The 15,106-nt window shown below is 59.7% G+C and carries 16 protein-coding genes; 5 read left to right on the top strand and 11 right to left on the bottom strand.

Going from position 1 to position 15,106, the window contains the following annotated elements; genetic code table 11:
• Positions 1 to 42: 42 nt before the first annotated feature.
• Complete coding sequence (locus AC07XM_RS14350) at positions 43 to 801, bottom strand: FliH/SctL family protein (RefSeq protein WP_016489272.1); 759 nt, start codon at positions 799 to 801, stop codon at positions 43 to 45.
• A 102-nt stretch (positions 802 to 903) separates the two neighbouring features.
• Positions 904 to 1,515 carry a hypothetical protein gene (locus AC07XM_RS14345; protein ID WP_016489273.1) on the bottom strand — a complete coding sequence of 204 codons (612 nt, stop codon included), beginning with the start codon at positions 1,513 to 1,515 and terminating at the stop codon, positions 904 to 906.
• A 113-nt stretch (positions 1,516 to 1,628) separates the two neighbouring features.
• Between AC07XM_RS14345 and AC07XM_RS14340 the strand changes: the two genes are divergently transcribed.
• Entirely contained in the window at positions 1,629 to 1,976 is a 348-nt protein-coding gene (locus tag AC07XM_RS14340) for a hypothetical protein (RefSeq protein ID WP_016489274.1), read from the top strand.
• 22 nt (positions 1,977 to 1,998) lie between these two features.
• On the opposite strand, the gene AC07XM_RS14335 is transcribed toward AC07XM_RS14340, so the two are convergent.
• Both AC07XM_RS14335 and AC07XM_RS14330 read right to left on the bottom strand, forming a co-directional pair.
• Positions 1,999 to 2,652 carry an OmpA family protein gene (locus AC07XM_RS14335; protein ID WP_016489275.1) on the bottom strand — a complete coding sequence of 218 codons (654 nt, stop codon included), beginning with the start codon at positions 2,650 to 2,652 and terminating at the stop codon, positions 1,999 to 2,001.
• Positions 2,649 to 3,140 carry a hypothetical protein gene (locus AC07XM_RS14330; protein WP_016489276.1) on the bottom strand — a complete coding sequence of 164 codons (492 nt, stop codon included), beginning with the start codon at positions 3,138 to 3,140 and terminating at the stop codon, positions 2,649 to 2,651. The genes AC07XM_RS14335 and AC07XM_RS14330 overlap by 4 nt, the downstream gene beginning before the upstream one ends.
• Positions 3,141 to 3,446: 306 nt before the next feature.
• Between AC07XM_RS14330 and AC07XM_RS14325 the strand changes: the two genes are divergently transcribed.
• Entirely contained in the window at positions 3,447 to 3,980 is a 534-nt protein-coding gene (locus AC07XM_RS14325; protein ID WP_016489277.1) for a hypothetical protein, read from the top strand.
• Between the two features lie 34 nt (positions 3,981 to 4,014).
• A complete protein-coding gene (locus tag AC07XM_RS14320; RefSeq protein WP_102689273.1) occupies positions 4,015 to 5,268 on the top strand; it encodes a DUF6685 family protein in 1,254 nt (417 codons plus the stop codon).
• 31 nt (positions 5,269 to 5,299) lie between these two features.
• Here the strand turns inward: AC07XM_RS14320 and AC07XM_RS14315 are convergent, their stop codons facing one another.
• The 5 genes from AC07XM_RS14315 to AC07XM_RS14295 all read right to left on the bottom strand — a co-directional run bounded on the left by AC07XM_RS14315 (position 5,300) and on the right by AC07XM_RS14295 (position 11,693).
• Positions 5,300 to 5,734, bottom strand: a complete 435-nt coding sequence (locus AC07XM_RS14315) for a hypothetical protein (protein WP_102689274.1) — start codon at positions 5,732 to 5,734, stop codon at positions 5,300 to 5,302.
• 125 nt (positions 5,735 to 5,859) lie between these two features.
• Positions 5,860 to 7,680 carry a phospholipase effector Tle1 domain-containing protein gene (locus AC07XM_RS14310; RefSeq protein ID WP_256596935.1) on the bottom strand — a complete coding sequence of 607 codons (1,821 nt, stop codon included), beginning with the start codon at positions 7,678 to 7,680 and terminating at the stop codon, positions 5,860 to 5,862.
• Between the two features lie 28 nt (positions 7,681 to 7,708).
• Positions 7,709 to 8,161 carry a hypothetical protein gene (locus AC07XM_RS14305; protein ID WP_023047575.1) on the bottom strand — a complete coding sequence of 151 codons (453 nt, stop codon included), beginning with the start codon at positions 8,159 to 8,161 and terminating at the stop codon, positions 7,709 to 7,711.
• A 59-nt stretch (positions 8,162 to 8,220) separates the two neighbouring features.
• On the bottom strand, positions 8,221 to 8,598 hold the full coding sequence (locus AC07XM_RS14300; RefSeq protein ID WP_016489282.1) for a hypothetical protein: 378 nt from the start codon (positions 8,596 to 8,598) through the stop codon (positions 8,221 to 8,223).
• Positions 8,599 to 8,762: 164 nt separating this feature from the next.
• Complete coding sequence (locus AC07XM_RS14295; RefSeq protein ID WP_060518521.1) at positions 8,763 to 11,693, bottom strand: DotA/TraY family protein; 2,931 nt, start codon at positions 11,691 to 11,693, stop codon at positions 8,763 to 8,765.
• Between the two features lie 961 nt (positions 11,694 to 12,654).
• Between AC07XM_RS14295 and AC07XM_RS14290 the strand changes: the two genes are divergently transcribed.
• Positions 12,655 to 13,200: a hypothetical protein gene (locus tag AC07XM_RS14290; RefSeq protein ID WP_016489284.1), complete on the top strand. Its 546-nt coding sequence runs from the start codon at positions 12,655 to 12,657 to the stop codon at positions 13,198 to 13,200.
• A gap of 11 nt (positions 13,201 to 13,211) precedes the next feature.
• On the top strand, positions 13,212 to 13,565 hold the full coding sequence (locus tag AC07XM_RS14285; protein WP_023049287.1) for a hypothetical protein: 354 nt from the start codon (positions 13,212 to 13,214) through the stop codon (positions 13,563 to 13,565).
• Between the two features lie 82 nt (positions 13,566 to 13,647).
• On the opposite strand, the gene AC07XM_RS14280 is transcribed toward AC07XM_RS14285, so the two are convergent.
• Together AC07XM_RS14280 and AC07XM_RS14275 are read right to left on the bottom strand one after the other, a co-directional pair.
• On the bottom strand, positions 13,648 to 14,496 hold the full coding sequence (locus tag AC07XM_RS14280) for a hypothetical protein (protein ID WP_102689276.1): 849 nt from the start codon (positions 14,494 to 14,496) through the stop codon (positions 13,648 to 13,650).
• A 36-nt stretch (positions 14,497 to 14,532) separates the two neighbouring features.
• Positions 14,533 to 15,105: a hypothetical protein gene (locus tag AC07XM_RS14275; RefSeq protein WP_232894869.1), complete on the bottom strand. Its 573-nt coding sequence runs from the start codon at positions 15,103 to 15,105 to the stop codon at positions 14,533 to 14,535.
• Position 15,106 lies beyond the last annotated feature (1 nt).

Below are 15,106 nucleotides of genomic sequence, written 5' to 3'. Positions count from 1 at the left end.
CCTCGGTACCCCTTGCGACAGGCAGCTGCCCTGGCCCGGCGCCTACGGCATTGGGTCAGGTTCACCCGCTTCTGGCCGGGGTGCAACCGATTGCAGCATGTCGATGATGAACCGATGCGTTTCGGGCAGCTGTTTCTGAAACGCCTCATCGAGCTCCGGGGCTATCTGGATATCGCCTTCACGCAGGCTATGCGCAACTTCTTGCCGGTAGTGCTCCACGAATCGCTCACGTACCAGCTGAGCCTCAGGCGTGCCATCGGCAACCAGCTCAGCCACAAGCGCCTGCGCCGCATGCGCGAACACCAGGGTTCGATTGTATTGCTGCGTCTTCAGGCCGGACTGCGCAAACGTGGACTGGAACTGCGTTTCCATCGAATCGATGGTTGCATGCAATAGCCGATTGGCTTTCTTGAGCGCGGCAACCTCTTCGGCCAGCCCTGCTTCCGGTCCGCCCTCCTGCGCCCCGGCGCGCCTGGCCTGTGCAAACTGCAGCATCTGCCCGTGCATCAGCTTGATCAGTTCACGCTGGCGCTCTACTTCGGCCCGCAGTTGCACGGCTTCGTCGAAGTACTGGCGAACATAGTCACGCAGCGGCTCCAGTTTTTCGTTGGCACGTGCCGCCCCGGCATACCAGCCTTGCGAGTACCCCTCTTCAAAGCCCTCCTTGTGGCCCTCCTCAAGGCCTTGCTTGCGGCCTTGGCTGCGGCCGACATGAAGGTTGGAGATTGCATGATCAAGCGACCCGGTATACCCGCCATCCAGGCCGCCACTGCGCCGCCCTGCCCCCCAGTTATGGTCCATTGCTGCCTCCAGGCATCTGCATATCGCCGGCACACGCGCTGCCGACATCAGCTTCAGGGTGAATCGGTCAGCCCATTGCCCGCGAAAGGGGGCGAATCAGGGCTACTTTGTCGTGTGTACTTCAGCCCCGGCGGCCTGCTGGGCATCCGCCTGAGGCAAAGAAAAATCAGTCAGCCGATGCAAGGCAACCGCTACCCAGTCACCCCCGAAACGCTCGTCCTCCAGCACAGACTTGAGCGCGAGAATCGGCACACAATGCCTTGCATCGCCTTGGACATAAAATACGGCCATCCATTCCGGCAGCAAGTGTTCCGTGCCTTCATGGGTTTCAACGCTGAACATCAACGCAAGCGTCCCGGGCATCGCCTTCACCTCCTGGCTGGGCAACGCATCGGCCAGCCAGAAGGCCACTTGCGCCAATTGGTTGGCCTGAATCGGCAGCAGTGCGATCACCTTGCGCCCGTCGTCATCAACCACGATGCCCGGCTCAAGGTCGAGCATTTTTGCGCCGTAGCCGATTGCCGCGTGCCGAACGGGCAGTGATTTCAGGTAATGCTCCAGCAGCGTGTACATCTCGAAAGCCGCGGGAATGTCCTTCTGGATGGCAGGCGAGCTTTTGGCCATAACGCTGACGAAGCCACCCCCTGCCTGCGCAAAGATATCGCCACTGATGGCCTGCGCCACAAAAGCCTCGAGTTCATACAGCGTATACATGGTCCAACTCCCTCGCACCGGCTCGGCTAGACTGAACTTCAACCTGCTGAAAGGTCCAACCGGCAGTCGTTCGTGTTTTGTATGTTTGCAGCCCAAACTTCAAGGATGTAGCAATGACCCATCAGTTTCACTGTGCATTTCAACCCGCGCCCGGCAATGTCGGCGGCGTGCTGAACATTGGCCCTGCCTCGGTCAGCATCGACCTTGAAAACCTGCGGCTGTTCGCCGATGTGGTCGGGCAGATCGAAAAGCGCCGGGCGGCTGGCGCAGCAAGGTCGGAGATTCTGGGTGAATGGGCTGGCAGTGAAAGCATTGACTGGGCCCATATCGGCTTTCACTCCTGCCGCGAAAGCTACAGCTTGCGCTACAACGGGGTAGCCTGGGAGGCGCCAGCCGACGCCACCATCGCCGCGGCCGCCGAGGCGCGGTTGTTCCTGGACAACCAGCGCCTACAGGCCTGACCCATCGGCATGGCCCTGGCCGTTAACGATTGACGGGCGTGCTTGCCTGATACTGGCCGAAAAACTCGAATTCAACCCGGCGGTTGGCGGCGCGGCCATCTGCAGTGTCGTTCGGGGCAATGTAATCGCCCACTTGCCCTTCGGCACTGATCTTCGACGCTGCCACCCCCCGGCGAACCAGGTACATCTTCGCAGCCTGGGCCCTGAGCAAGGCCACACGGCGGTTCGCCTCTACCGTGCCAACACCGTCGGTGAAACCCACGATCTTCACCTGCAGTGCGTCTTGCGCGGAGCGCACCAGGACGTCGCCATCATCGGCACTGGGGCTGAACCGTGAGTGGCCGAAGGCGAAATTCAGGGTCATGTGGTTGATCGAGGACTGGATGTGGTCCTGCCGCGCACGAATTGCCAGCAGCTCCTGGCGGCTAGCATTGGCATCGGCCTCTGCAGCCGCCAGACGAACCCGCAGGCTCTGGATCTCGACATTCAAGGCGTTGATGGTCTGCTGCATGTGCGCCGTGTCCTGCCCCTGGGCAGAAGGTGCGGCATAAGGGACCGGCGCCGCGGGGCTTTCTACCAGTTCGAACCCTGCGAAAGCCCTGGGCACCATTACCGCCGACATGACGGCCAGAACAAGCGGCAGCACGCTGCGTGGGGTGGCAAGCACGGTGTTCATACATCTCTCCAGTACCGCAGGATCACGAAAACGATGACGGACCAGGCATAGCCCAGCAACAGGGTGAGCATGCCTGCGAGCAAATAGGTTCGCAGCGGGTCGATAGCATCCTGGCCAAGCGGCTGCAGCCCAGGAACCAGCGTGGCCGGGAACCATGCGAACAACACCGCTACCAGCGGCGCGAGCCACAGGCCCAGGCGCAGACGATGATGGTCACCTTCGCGCGTCCACCATGCGTACCAGCCCAGACTCAACAGGTACGCAGGCAGCAGCATCACGCTTAGCAGCAAGGTCGAAAAGGACAGCGCGGCGGCGTAGAAACGTGGTGATCCTTGCGCCATTTCACCCATCAGGGTTGCAATGACCGCGATGGCAAAAGCGACAAGCGCCGCCAGCAAAGGCACCGACAACAGCCACAAGGCTGCGCGGCGATCGCCCACCACCCTCAGGCCCGACTCCACGGCAAGTGGAGGTAATGGGTAGGACATGCCAGGAAACTCCTTGTAAGGGCCAGCTGAACGGTAAGGCCCAGCGCAAACGCCGCAACAACTGACAGCGAAGTGCGTCAGCCACTGCTCGACGTCCTGTCAATTATCAAAATGGCCTGTTAGAAAAATGTTGATATGGATAGCGAGTATGAATTTGAGGCCTTGCCCCGTCAAGGTTTGAATCCTGCTCATGAGCAGCTGATCGCTTGACCCTGGGCAAGGCGTAGCGCACACTCGCCCTATGCAAAAAACATTTTTCTGACAACTAAAATTGATAGCATTTTGTCATCCAGAAGGATCTGACGCATGAACCCCCTGCAACTCGCCCTGCCGCTTTTGGTTTCGCTCGCCTGCACCTCGGCCTACGCAGAAAAAATCGACCCGTCAGAAGCCAGTGCCCGCCTGACCCAGGCGCTCACTTGCAAACGCAATGTATCGCCCGAGCAGTTCGAAGCCTTGATCAAGGCCGCGAACGGTAAAGCCATCGTCCAGGCATCGGACCTGTCCGACGGTGAATTCACCGTTCCAAACCCGCTGGACGTGTACGGCCGTCCCGTCACCCGGCTGTCGCTGCACCCTGGTTCCAATGGCGAAGGCGACTTCAACGCCTACGGCGGCGCATTCAGCGGCGAAAGCATCCAGACGGTCGCCAAGCTGGCCGACATTCCCAAGGACGAGGTTGGCGACTACAAGAAAGAAGTCGGCAACCATGACCTGTGGCTTTATGCAGATGGCAGCGATACCTACATCAGCTGTTCGTACGATGTACGCACGGTGGTGAAAACCCTCAAACGCAAAGCGCGCGAGGCAGCGGACGCAGTGCAGCGCGTCACCCAGTAAGTGCCAATCACCCTGCGTTGAATGGAGTCACGCCATGAGCTTCAGAACACTGGCTGCCAAGTTTCTGGAAACGGTCAAGGACGACATGGGCATCCCCGCCCGGCTGCGCCGGGTCATCGCGCAGGCGCCGAACATTCGAATGCGGGTGGATGACACCGCCGCCGTCATCGCCTCCTCGAGCGTGGTGCGCTGGCATGAGTGGTCGAACCATATCGGCTTCAGCCAAGGCAGCGAAAAGAACGGTGAGGTCAGGGGCTGGCGCGCCAGCGACGGCCACTACCAGAGCGAACACCGGCATATCCCGGCACTCGCCCGACTGGGCAGCAGCGAAACCACGGCCCACTTCACCTGTGACATAGCTGACGTGACGGGCCTGTCGGCCTCCAAGTCCGACCTGTATCGTTTCTACTCCATGCAGCAGATGGCGGAACAGGCCTGCCAGGCGTTGATCCGGGATGTGAGCCAGGAAGGGCTTGCGCAAAACCTGCGCTGGCCCGAGATCGGCATTGTTCATGGCACCAGCGACTTCCTGGTCCAGTACGACTGGGATGACGGACTGTACCTGGCCAACAGCGGTGGCTCGCATCATTTCGTCGCCGCCCAGCATATCGCCAGGCAGTTGCAGCAAACTGTTGCGCTGCAAGGCCGCCTCGTCCGTAACGGCCTCGATGCCGAAGCCGCTGCCCAGCTGAACGATGACTACGCCATCTACGCCGTCACCAAGGACGTGTTCTTTGCTGAAGGTCTCGATGCCATGCGCGACTTCAAGGCCACCCACTACTGGGGCGACCTGCCGCAGCCTTATGACAATGGCGTAGCCATCTTCCTGCCCAGAGATGAAGCACGCTCACGCAAGGTCGCAGAGATCTTCGAGAGTGAAGGCTTTACCAATGTGGGCGAACTACTGATGGCGCTGGCCTCTCCCGACGCCACAGTCGAGCGTCGCGCCCGCCAGGATGAAATACGCAGCCGCATACAAGCCCTGCCCGAACTGGAAGCTAGGGCCGGCGCGGCGCACTTGTTCGGCAAGCACGCAGCAGCCAGCCTTCGTGACGAGTTGCCGACCGCGGTGAATTGGCAAAGCGTCGAGCAAGCGACAATGGATGAAGCCTTTGGCGTGCACCGACTAGATGCCCACAGCGTTTACGATGCGCTGGCCCGGCACAGCCCAGGCGCCATCTCCAGCCAGGCCTTGAACACCCTGCGCGCCACGGTGGACGGCTATGCCGCCCTGCATGAGCACCAGATGGCCAAGCAGGCAACTCCGCAAGCACCGAGCCCAGACTGATCGGCCCCTGCAGGGGCAGTTTCATTCCGGGCTAAGCGGAGCAGTACTGGTCTGCCAGCTGGTGGACACGCTCCGCCGATTGCGTCTGCGCCTGGGCCTGCTCGCAGGCCCATCGCAGTGTTCCGGCATCAGGAACATAGTCCTCACCGCTCGCCTTCTTGGCCACGAACCACAGCGCACGCATGACGAAAAGCGGGTCGCCGCTCAGGCGCTGGTCATCCGCCGCCTGCATGTGGCCGACCAGTGCCTGGGTCGCTTTACCCAACCCCTTGCCCCGGCTGAACTGCACCAGGTTGCCCAGCTCTTGCGGATTCATTGAAGGATGAATCGTCAGTGGCGTGCAGCGCTCGGAATCGAGCAAATCCCAAAATGTCACGCCGTCCTTGCAGACCATGCCCACACGGCGACCACCCGCCATGTCATCGACCTCGATGAAGCTGCCTGGCTGGTATTTGTGGATTTTCATGTTCTAACCCTTACCGATTGACTGGCCGACCATCGCCGGCAACAGGTGCATTCTAAGCAAGCAGGTTGCAAAAAGCGTTACTGCAGTGTGTGCCATCGCCCGTATGTGTAACAGCATTGGCTCACTCAGGGCGCTGGGGCCTCCCAGGCAACGGTTCGCTGCTGCTCGGGCACAACAGGGCAGTCAACCATGGCACGAACCCGTGGCCTGCCATCCGCCCCGGCAATTTCGTATTCGTCTTTCAAGCTGCCTTCCGGCCGTTCAGCGATCCATTGCGCAACCTGAGTGAGGCCCTCGCGAATGACCCCCGCCTGTGCACCTGGCGCCACATGCTGCATGTCTATTGCGATCAGGATGCCGCGCTCTCCCGCAAATGCCGGCGCCTCACGCACAGCCTCCAGGCTGCCCACCCTATTGCCATTGGTATCGTGGAGCGCGATCGGGTCATTGATATTCAGCGGCCCTCGATTGCGGGTCAACTCACCGGCATCGGCAACAATGCGGGCGGCCTCGTAGCCAAAGCCCAGGTCAGCAAAGGCAGAAGAACCCTCGGGATCGACCCGAATCACTGCATACTTCGCCGACACGCTCGCGCCGGGAAGAGGCACTTCCTTCAGGGCCAGGCGCTGGATATGTTCGGCCTCCGGCTTTGAGCCCGCGAGCAATGACGAGAGCTCTGCCAATTGCTTGCGCGGCTCGGCGGCATTGGCATCGAAGTCGTCATCGATCAGCTCCATGGCACCAGCCATGTTTTCTGAAGGGTTATCCGGCACGGCTGAATCGTTGCTGACCTTGCCGTTCCACCCAGCCAGCGTCTGCCCCACATGCCTGCCTATTTGCTGGATGAGAGGTGCAGCGAGCGAGCGATCATTTTCGAAAATGACTTTACGACCGCTCACTGGATGGTCGAAGGGTTTTCGTTGCCATGCCATAAACCCGGACGTGCTTTCCCACCCAATAAAATTCAATGTGCCGCTCTCAGCAGGAAACGGCCGGTTATTGATGCGGGTGTAAGACCCATCCGCTTCCCGCTTGAACGCTTCATTACCCTTGAGCAACCGGGAATCAATCAAAGCCTCCTGCAACCGCTCGGGCTGTTTGATCAACGCATTATATTGCTCGATACGCTCAAGCTCTTTGGCCGGAAAATTCACCAGTTCCACGCCTGCTGACTTCAAGCGGTCATACATGAACGCAAGCGGGCCAGCTGCCAGCAAGTCATTACGGTAGCCACCCCCAACCTGCGAATGGGCCCCTGCAAACTTGACCTCTTCGATGCGCGAGTTGTCGTCATTGCGCAGCGCGCTGGTCAAGGGAAATGTCGCACGGTATTCATGCATGGCCACCAAATGCGTGGTGGACTTGACGTTGTTACTAATCTCCAGGTTTTTCCTGACGTGGCTTTCAGTAATGGGAATACCGTAGGAGGCAACCGTGTCAAAAATGGCAAGCTTGTTGATTTGCGCCTCACCAGGCGGGATCAGGTAATCGTCGGTGGCTTTCCATTGGCTGTCGAGTCGGGGCACACCACGGTCGATCACCTCGTTGGTAAAAGCACGGGCCTGCGCCGCCCCGCGACTGAAGCCGATCACATTCAATTCAATATTCAGATCAGGGTTCTTGTTGCAGAACGTGACGAAGGCATCATAAGCCTGCTCGATCCGGTTCTGGCTGCCGCGCCCTGTGCCCCGCTCGATCAAGGCGATAGGCGCATTACCCTTCTGGCTCCCCACCCCATCAAGGTAAATTTTCTCCGACTGGCCGGTAAGGCCGCCAGGGCAATACTTGCGGGGCGCAGCGCCGGAGTTGAGGGAAAGGTTGGTGCCGTGCGCGGTGTCGTATTCATAAAGCCTGGCCACATTGGTATGGCTACCGAGAGGCGTGTCCCTGTCCTTGTTGTTATCGGTGCCATCCATGTAGACACTAAAATAAATTGTATTAGTCACTTCATATCCCTATGAACAAACTGCCGCATCAGCCCTGATTCAACTTCAGAATATGCGCCTTTATGGCCTGCCCGGCTGCCTCGACAAGGCTCAGATAGAACGGCTTGCCTAGGCCGAGCAACGGTGATCCCTTCAATGATTCGGCCGTTGCCTTCAGCGTGATGACGCCGAATTGCTCGGCGATGATCTCGATACTGCGCTGGCGCTTTCCAGGCTGGTCATATGGCTTTTGATACCACGTGGCAATCTGGTACTGGGCGTCCTCTCTTTCGAATGCCGCGTACAAGTGCTGGGCCAGCGCAATAACCGTTTCACGAATCAGCCCAGGGTCGATATCGTGACTTTCCAGCAATGCCTCGAACGGGGCATTGGCTACCGCCAGAAGATCTCCAATGGTGTAACCCGCCATCGGCGGAAACACACCAGGCGGCAGCTCGACGGCTGGGCCACTCCCTTCATTTGAACTGTCTTCGTCGTGCATAAAAACTTCCTTGGGCTACAGGTAGAAAATCGGCCAGCCTTGTTTCACGTTCCGGATACTTACTGCAATCGCAGCACGGCCGCATGGTAGAGCAGCGTCAGGTCCTGCCTGGCATTCAGCACTTCACTGTGAAAAACCGCCGACACAAAAGGCGCCACCCTGAAAAAGTCGGGCAGCACCTCCGGCGCAGTGGCGTGAATAGGGAACACCGGATTGGCCGGTGCAGCCAACTGGAATTCATAACCAAACCCACCCAACCCGGCCCGCTCGGACAACGCCTGCGCAATGCACAGCACCGAGACCAGCCCGATGTCCGCTACATCATCAGCGTACAGTTCCCCGCCGTCATAGATGAACTGCTCACCGCGCACGATGGCCTGGTCAGCCAACCCGGTAAGAAGCCGTCGAAGCTGGTCTTCCAGTTGATTCTCATCCATGCGATGTCTCCGCCAAGCGATCCGAGTCGCGTATCAAGGTGCGCACACGATTGCGCGTCATCGTCCAAGACAACCGAAGGTTTGAAAAATTCCCACCCCCGCAGGCAGCCGACGGACCGTCATTGCACCCACGAAATGCCAAAACAAGAGCGGCACTTTGCCGCTCATCGACCCTCTTCATCGTCGTCTTTGGCGTTAGCCGAACCAGCCCCGGCAGGAAGCCCAGCGTCATTGAACTGCTGCCCCCGGGAGCCGGCAGTTTCAGGAGCAGCATCAGCCGAAGCGGCCTGATCCTGGCCCGCATCACTCCCGGCCGGTGCCGAACCACCCTTGAGCGAGTCCTTGAATGCCTGAACCCGGGCTGGCGCACCTTCGTGGTACGCCGCCTTGCCTTCTGCCTTGGCAGTCGAGAAGGCTTGCTTATAGTCAGCCCCAGCAGCGCTGGCCGTGGAAGCCAGGCCCGCACCGGCAGTCAGCGCGCCGGCCCTGACGCCGTCACGCAGCCGCCCGCCCATCGAACCAGAGCCCGAGCTTTGGAAGGATTCCACCCCCGAACGCCCTGCCGATAGCGCGGCGCTCCCCGCGCTGCGCAGCGACCTGGCAGTTGCAGCAGTGCCGCCCGTGATTGCCCGCCCCAGCGCGACACCAGCAGCCTCGGAGCGCTTTTCGCCAAGGCTTCGGGTGTCACCCGACTCGGCCGAAGCCTGTGCGCCTGAATCCCGGGCAGCTGCCCCACCGGCGCCCTGGCCGTTGGCATTAAGCAGAGGTGTTGCGCCACCCGCCCCGCCTCGAGGCCCGCCACCTCTGGGCCCGCCGCCAGGCGAAGAGCCATCGGGCGGTGGCAGCTTGCCTTTGTCATTACCGAGGCGCATGCCAGAACCCGAACCCTGAATGCCTGCGCCTACAGAAGCCATACCGCCCCGCATCTGGCCGACAGCATTGGTCTCACCCAGGTCGCCAATGCCTGCACCGATCCAGCGCAATACCTGGTCAGGCAATGTCTGCGGCAAGCCGAAGATCATGTACAACACGGGCAACAACGTCAGCCCGAACACCATGAACCACCAGGCAAAGGTCAGGAACTCGGAGATGGCACCTACACCACCTGAAGAAGACACCACAGCCCCCCGCATGGCAAAAAAGCCCTGGGCGATATAGTCGATCACCGGGTCTGACACCAGCACCGCGGCAAACAGCCCCAGAACAGCCAGCGCAGGGCGGGCGAACAGCGAAAGCAGAAGCAGGTAACCCTGGGTCTGGGAGCCTACGAACGTTCGATCCGGTGTCATGTGCATGACCGCCCACAGCGGCGCAGCAATGATCGACTGCAGCACGGCCAGCACCCAGCCAACAAAGACGATCATGAACAGCGTGTACGGCAGGCTTGGAAGAAAGACCGCAAAGTAGAACGCCAGAGGCTCGATGTACGAGGCCATCAGGGCGAGCTGCTTGACCGGCACGGTCATTACCCAGTCCCAGAGCGGGGTCACAACCTTGTCCAGATCAAGGCCGTTGCCCAAGCCCTTGACCGAGGAAAGCGCGCCGGCAATCACCCGAATCGCTGTCCCGGCAGTCTTGATGGCTACATCGGCCACAAGAATGCCGGCACGCGCAACGGTCAGGTAATCGCCCACACACTTCATGCGATTGAGCGAGCCCCCCATCTGCCCGGCCGTTCCGCACAGGGGTGTCTGCCCGTTGCTGCCCGCACCCGTGGCAATCTCCACCACGTTCAACATGACACTGTTGACGTACGAAGACATCTTGGAGTCCATGTCAGCTTTCAAGGACCCGACGTTGATATCGCTGTTGGGGTCCTTGGGAATGAGGCTGGCAATATCCTCAGGCTTGGCCGTGGTCGATTGCTTGTACCCTGGCTTCTCTTCTGACTTCTTGTCGATTGCCTCGGTGACCGTGGTCACGCTGTGCGTCAGCAGAGAGGCCCGGGCATCGGCAGGCAGTGCACCGAGAGAAGGCGCACTGACCGAACCGACCGGCTCGGACAGCACCCCGGCAATCTGGCCTCGGACCATACCCACGCGCTGGAACCATCCGCCAGCCGCCGACCAGCCATCATCGGTCAGCGTGCCGAGGAAGTCCTTGAGGCCATTGTCGACATCGCCCTGATCACTGCTCACCTGGGCGAACAGTTGCGTGGCCACCTTCTGCTCCGCCGCGTTCACGATGGTATTGAACTGGTCGGAGTCGACCGCATCCCAGCCAGCGTCGTTGATCGTCGCAGGCCAGCTTCTCACCCAGGTGTCCAGCTGGGTCATCATGCCCATGGCCGCTTCGCGCTTCTTGCCCTGCACATTCACCCGCAGCGATTCCAGAGCCCTGGCCATCGCCTCCGTCTGGGTCTGTGCCGAATACACCGCCACCTTAACGGTGCCACAGAAAGCCGCCCCACCGGCCAGGTTTGTATCGGCGTTGCGGTCCTTGATTTCGAAGACGTATTCCGTGCGGCCATTTACCGTGTTGAGCTTGTCCTGCGTGTTGTTCGCCCTTACTTCGGGAACCGCACCGGATGCCGGGTTGTTGCCATAGATCGAGTTGGCCGCCTTGGCACAATACGACGCCGCCAGGTAGCTGCGGGCGAAATCGCGCAAGCCGTAGAAATTGCCAGGTGAGTTAACCCCTTCGACGATGCCGTTCGGCGACAGCACGCCCATGGCCATGCCTGCTTTGTAGGTGCCATTGGCAAAGCCGACGCCCCACAGGGAAAACATCAACACAATGAGCTGTATGAAAGAGAAGCCGCTTGTTGTGGGCAGCAACACTGCGCCGCCCGCCACGATCCGTACCGGCGTCCACAGCGAGGACCAGTTCTTGCCCATCGCCTCCCCGTCGTTGGCCGTGTTGGTGACACCCATTACGGCAACGTAGGAAACGATCAGCGAACCGATGATGAGGATCCCGCTGTTGAAGAAGCCGAACATCGTCGCGAGGATATTGGCGCTTGCCTGCACAGCGTTGGGGTCGGTGCCTTTGACCAGGGCATCGATTACCGGGCCAAAGATCCTGCCAAGCATCTCGACTGACTGGTCGGTGCAGGCGTTTGCATCGCTGCACGGTGAAAACGGCATCTGAGCCATTGAGAATACCTACCTGAATCGAGTTGCGGACGGTTGATCTAAATCGTTCGCGACGAATTCCCCTTGGAATGCTCCGTCGTCCTTGAATTGAGCTCGCTGCACCCGGTAGGCGATGGCTTACACCGATGCTTTGAGCCTGAGCTCATGATACTACTCTGCAGGCATGATCCTGAAGATATGGAAAACGCGGCAATCTTAAACCACAAATGACAAAAAAATCAAAATAATGCTACGAAAGAAAATTAACAAAATCTGGATCAATACTGATCATGAAGCCGTGCTTTTAGCGAAACGGGGAAAGCGACCAACCTGTAAATTCGTGAAAATGCCGAAAATTTGGCTTAAAGAAAGAGATATGAGCGCGAAATTTCATAATTTGGCCAAAAATGAGGTTTTTTGAACCTTCGGGCTAGCACGTCATTCTGATGCTAGCGGGAGCACCATCAACCTGCCTTTTCTGCACAAAAAACGTACAGAAGGCTCTCAATTGAACGGCTTACAGGCTTGTAAAGTTGTGTAAATAGACATTTCACCTACTGGTCAGCACACGAAAGGGGCGGCATGATTGGCCACAACAGCCCGTTTTTAGTGGGCCTCCCGCTCATCAGCGTCCTGATGAGGGCTTTTGAGGACACAAGCCAGCGCTTGCTCCAGGGGATACCTGATTCAACCAAAAAACCTATTTATCCGACTCAAGCACAAGAAAAATAACAGTAAAAATGCTATGGTCACTCAAGCAAGCGAACCGCAGGGTTCGCGGTGGACTGGCACAGCACGTCAGCGCAGACTCATTCGACCGCCCGCATCAGCCTATGCGCCTGGGTACGGCGAGCCGCACAGGGAAGCAGATGTTGCTGAATGCCGACTGACTCGGGCACGTTCAAGCCCCGTGAAAAAACGACGGACATAGATGCAGCTATCAATACGCGATGCGAGCCGATTCGTGATCGGCGCCGGGCTAATGCGACAAAAGGCCATCGAGGCCTCAGGCAACCCGGCAATCAGCCTTGGCAACGTAGCGCAAGCCGCCCTGCGGGAAGGCCCTGACGGCCAGAAAGTCCGCCAGACGATCGACACACTGGCCGATCAAGCGTCTGAATATTTGCGCAACACGCCTCCCCACACCCTGCGCTCCGAGCGGATAATGCAAAGCAGAGAAGCCGAAGCCAGCGCATTCACAGCCATCCATCGTGCCGTGATCAGCAGCGTGACCCTGGAAATGGCCAGCCCGTCCGGGAGGAGTGGCGCCGAGTCCGAGCTGCGCCAGTCGCTGCTCGATGCACTCGAAGCAATCGACAATACCCCCGGCTCACGGGCAGACAGGGAAGGTTTGCTAGCCTCCGTGCGCGATCAGGTAATCGCGGCCTCCTCCGACGCCGACAGCATGAAGCGGATGGTGCGTGAAAGCGAACAAGCCTACCTGGCTGCCGACCTGGACAAGACGTTCGCCCGCTACGCCAACCCATCGCTACCACGCAGCGAAAGCAGTAACGACTACAGCATGTAAGGATTCAAGCCATGCCGACCCCGCAGGAATTTCAGAGCTTCACCGCCTCCGTGTTCCCTTCCCAGGCGGCGGAGACTGTCATTGCCAAGCAGCCCGTACTGGCCGACTACGGCCGTGAGCTGCGCAACGCAATCAGCCAGCTGCCACCTGAAGCCACACGGACGCTGCTCGGCGATTATGGCCAGGCATCCCCGGCGCTCATGACGTCGATCGAGGACTCCATCCTGCTTCGTGAATTTGCCCACGAACGCGTGGCTCAGCAGGCGGACGTCAGCCAGGAGTGGCTGAATGCTGCCGATACGCAACGGACGGGGATCGATGAGTCAGCGGCAGCTGCGGACGACACCTGGAACGCAGAGCCCTAGCCTGACAAGCAGGCACAAAAAAACCGGACCTGCGTCCGGTTTTTTGTGCCTGCTTCCGACTGTGAGGTCGGCCCATCACAGGTTATCGCGAAGCGGTCTTGAACTGACGAGTGCTGTCTTTGCAACCCATGGATGCAACCGTGAACAACACTTCATACCGCGTGTAGGCGCTTGCAGAAACACGTGATGGCCTGGGGCCTTTGTCTACTGTCTTGCTGTAGGCAAGCACCGCATCGCACGCTATCGCATCCACCACCTGGCTGCTGACCTGAGAGGCACGCTGGCGCATACCCAGTTCGAACTGCGCATCATCCAGAACAACCGGCGTACGTGCCGGCGTGGTTGCCAGCGCTACGTGGGCGCCCTGGGACTCTCCCAGCAAGCGCACGGCAATGGTGATGCCGCCGCTGCTCTCGATACGCGGGTATCCGGCAAACCGCGCGGTGAACTTGTCAGCGGCCGCCAACTGGCTGACAGTGCGGCCCACCACTTTGGCCCAGTACTCATTGGGCGGGTTCGAAGGATCATAAGCTGGCGCCCCCCGATCATAGGGCCTGCCCGCCATCCTCAGCTGCTCCTGGCGCAAGAAGTAGCTGGAGCGGCACTTGTTGCTGATCTGCGCGTCCATGGGGCGCCCAGACTTTGCGCTGTAGAGCAGGGCAGAAGCACACTCCAGCTCAAACTGTCCGTTGAGATACAGTTGCTCGCCCGTGCCAAGCGGGCTTGTTGTCGGAACAAGGTTGATCCCTCCCCCACCTGCGCCACCTGCAATCCCGGTAACGAGGCTGCCAGGCATCATCGAGGTGAGCGAACTGACAGCCTCGTCCGAAAAACGAATCTTGGTGGTCCCGTCCGGCATCTGCTCGGTGGTTACACAACCCGCCATCGCCGCAGCGGCCAGCAGGGGCAGGATGAGTTTGCACTTGGTCATGCTCGTGTCCTTACTTGAAAAATCTGCTTGAGCGCGTCAGAAGAACCGCCCCATGTCTTGCTGCTGTGCCTTCACCTTTCGCGTCTCGCGCAGCTGACCCACCACATCGCCCGGCCGCATCGCAAAAGCCTCGCCACAAGGCTCGCCGACCTCAGCCACATAGCCTTCATGCACACTCACCCGCACGAACTGGACGAACCTGGCTTGAGCCATGAGTTCGCGCTTGCCCTGATCGTCGACAAAAATGCCAAGCGCCAGCGGCGGCATGCGAGTGTCCATGAAGTTGACGCTCTCAACCGACAAATACAGCCGGTCGGATACGTAGGCAGCCTCGAAAGGCATGCACCCGGCCCAGGCGGCCTCGAAGGGCTGCACACCCACATACAGGGTGTCCCCTTCCAGCGCAAAGCTGAATCGCCCACTTTGCATGGGCGAGAGCAACATCACGCGGTCGTGCTCAGGATGGCGCAGCACTTCGTCCCGTTTGAAGTTCGCCGTCCAGCGCAAAAAGTTGGCGTACGCCACCACCTGCCTGGCGGCCCGCGCTATCCGGGCTCGCTCATCTGCGCTTATAGCCGGCCCGACATCCTTATGGCCTTGGGTTCCCATT

It is taken from the genome of Pseudomonas sp. GW460-LB5 (genome assembly GCF_059423245.1).
This window is presented reverse-complemented; position numbering and strand designations above follow the sequence as displayed.

Excerpts from the sequence above, each read along its gene's own strand:
- AC07XM_RS14350 (WP_016489272.1), bottom strand. The coding sequence starts at position 801 with ATGGACCATAACTGGGGGGCAGGGCGGCGCAGTGGCGGCCTGGATGGC.
- AC07XM_RS14345 (WP_016489273.1), bottom strand. The coding sequence starts at position 1,515 with ATGTATACGCTGTATGAACTCGAGGCTTTTGTGGCGCAGGCCATCAGT.
- AC07XM_RS14340 (WP_016489274.1), top strand. The coding sequence starts at position 1,629 with ATGACCCATCAGTTTCACTGTGCATTTCAACCCGCGCCCGGCAATGTC.
- AC07XM_RS14335 (WP_016489275.1), bottom strand. The coding sequence starts at position 2,652 with ATGAACACCGTGCTTGCCACCCCACGCAGCGTGCTGCCGCTTGTTCTG.
- AC07XM_RS14330 (WP_016489276.1), bottom strand. The coding sequence starts at position 3,140 with ATGTCCTACCCATTACCTCCACTTGCCGTGGAGTCGGGCCTGAGGGTG.
- AC07XM_RS14325 (WP_016489277.1), top strand. The coding sequence starts at position 3,447 with ATGAACCCCCTGCAACTCGCCCTGCCGCTTTTGGTTTCGCTCGCCTGC.
- AC07XM_RS14320 (WP_102689273.1), top strand. The coding sequence starts at position 4,015 with ATGAGCTTCAGAACACTGGCTGCCAAGTTTCTGGAAACGGTCAAGGAC.
- AC07XM_RS14315 (WP_102689274.1), bottom strand. The coding sequence starts at position 5,734 with ATGAAAATCCACAAATACCAGCCAGGCAGCTTCATCGAGGTCGATGAC.
- AC07XM_RS14305 (WP_023047575.1), bottom strand. The coding sequence starts at position 8,161 with ATGCACGACGAAGACAGTTCAAATGAAGGGAGTGGCCCAGCCGTCGAG.
- AC07XM_RS14300 (WP_016489282.1), bottom strand. The coding sequence starts at position 8,598 with ATGGATGAGAATCAACTGGAAGACCAGCTTCGACGGCTTCTTACCGGG.
- AC07XM_RS14295 (WP_060518521.1), bottom strand. The coding sequence starts at position 11,693 with ATGGCTCAGATGCCGTTTTCACCGTGCAGCGATGCAAACGCCTGCACC.
- AC07XM_RS14290 (WP_016489284.1), top strand. The coding sequence starts at position 12,655 with ATGCGACAAAAGGCCATCGAGGCCTCAGGCAACCCGGCAATCAGCCTT.
- AC07XM_RS14285 (WP_023049287.1), top strand. The coding sequence starts at position 13,212 with ATGCCGACCCCGCAGGAATTTCAGAGCTTCACCGCCTCCGTGTTCCCT.
- AC07XM_RS14280 (WP_102689276.1), bottom strand. The coding sequence starts at position 14,496 with ATGACCAAGTGCAAACTCATCCTGCCCCTGCTGGCCGCTGCGGCGATG.
- AC07XM_RS14275 (WP_232894869.1), bottom strand. The coding sequence starts at position 15,105 with ATGGGAACCCAAGGCCATAAGGATGTCGGGCCGGCTATAAGCGCAGAT.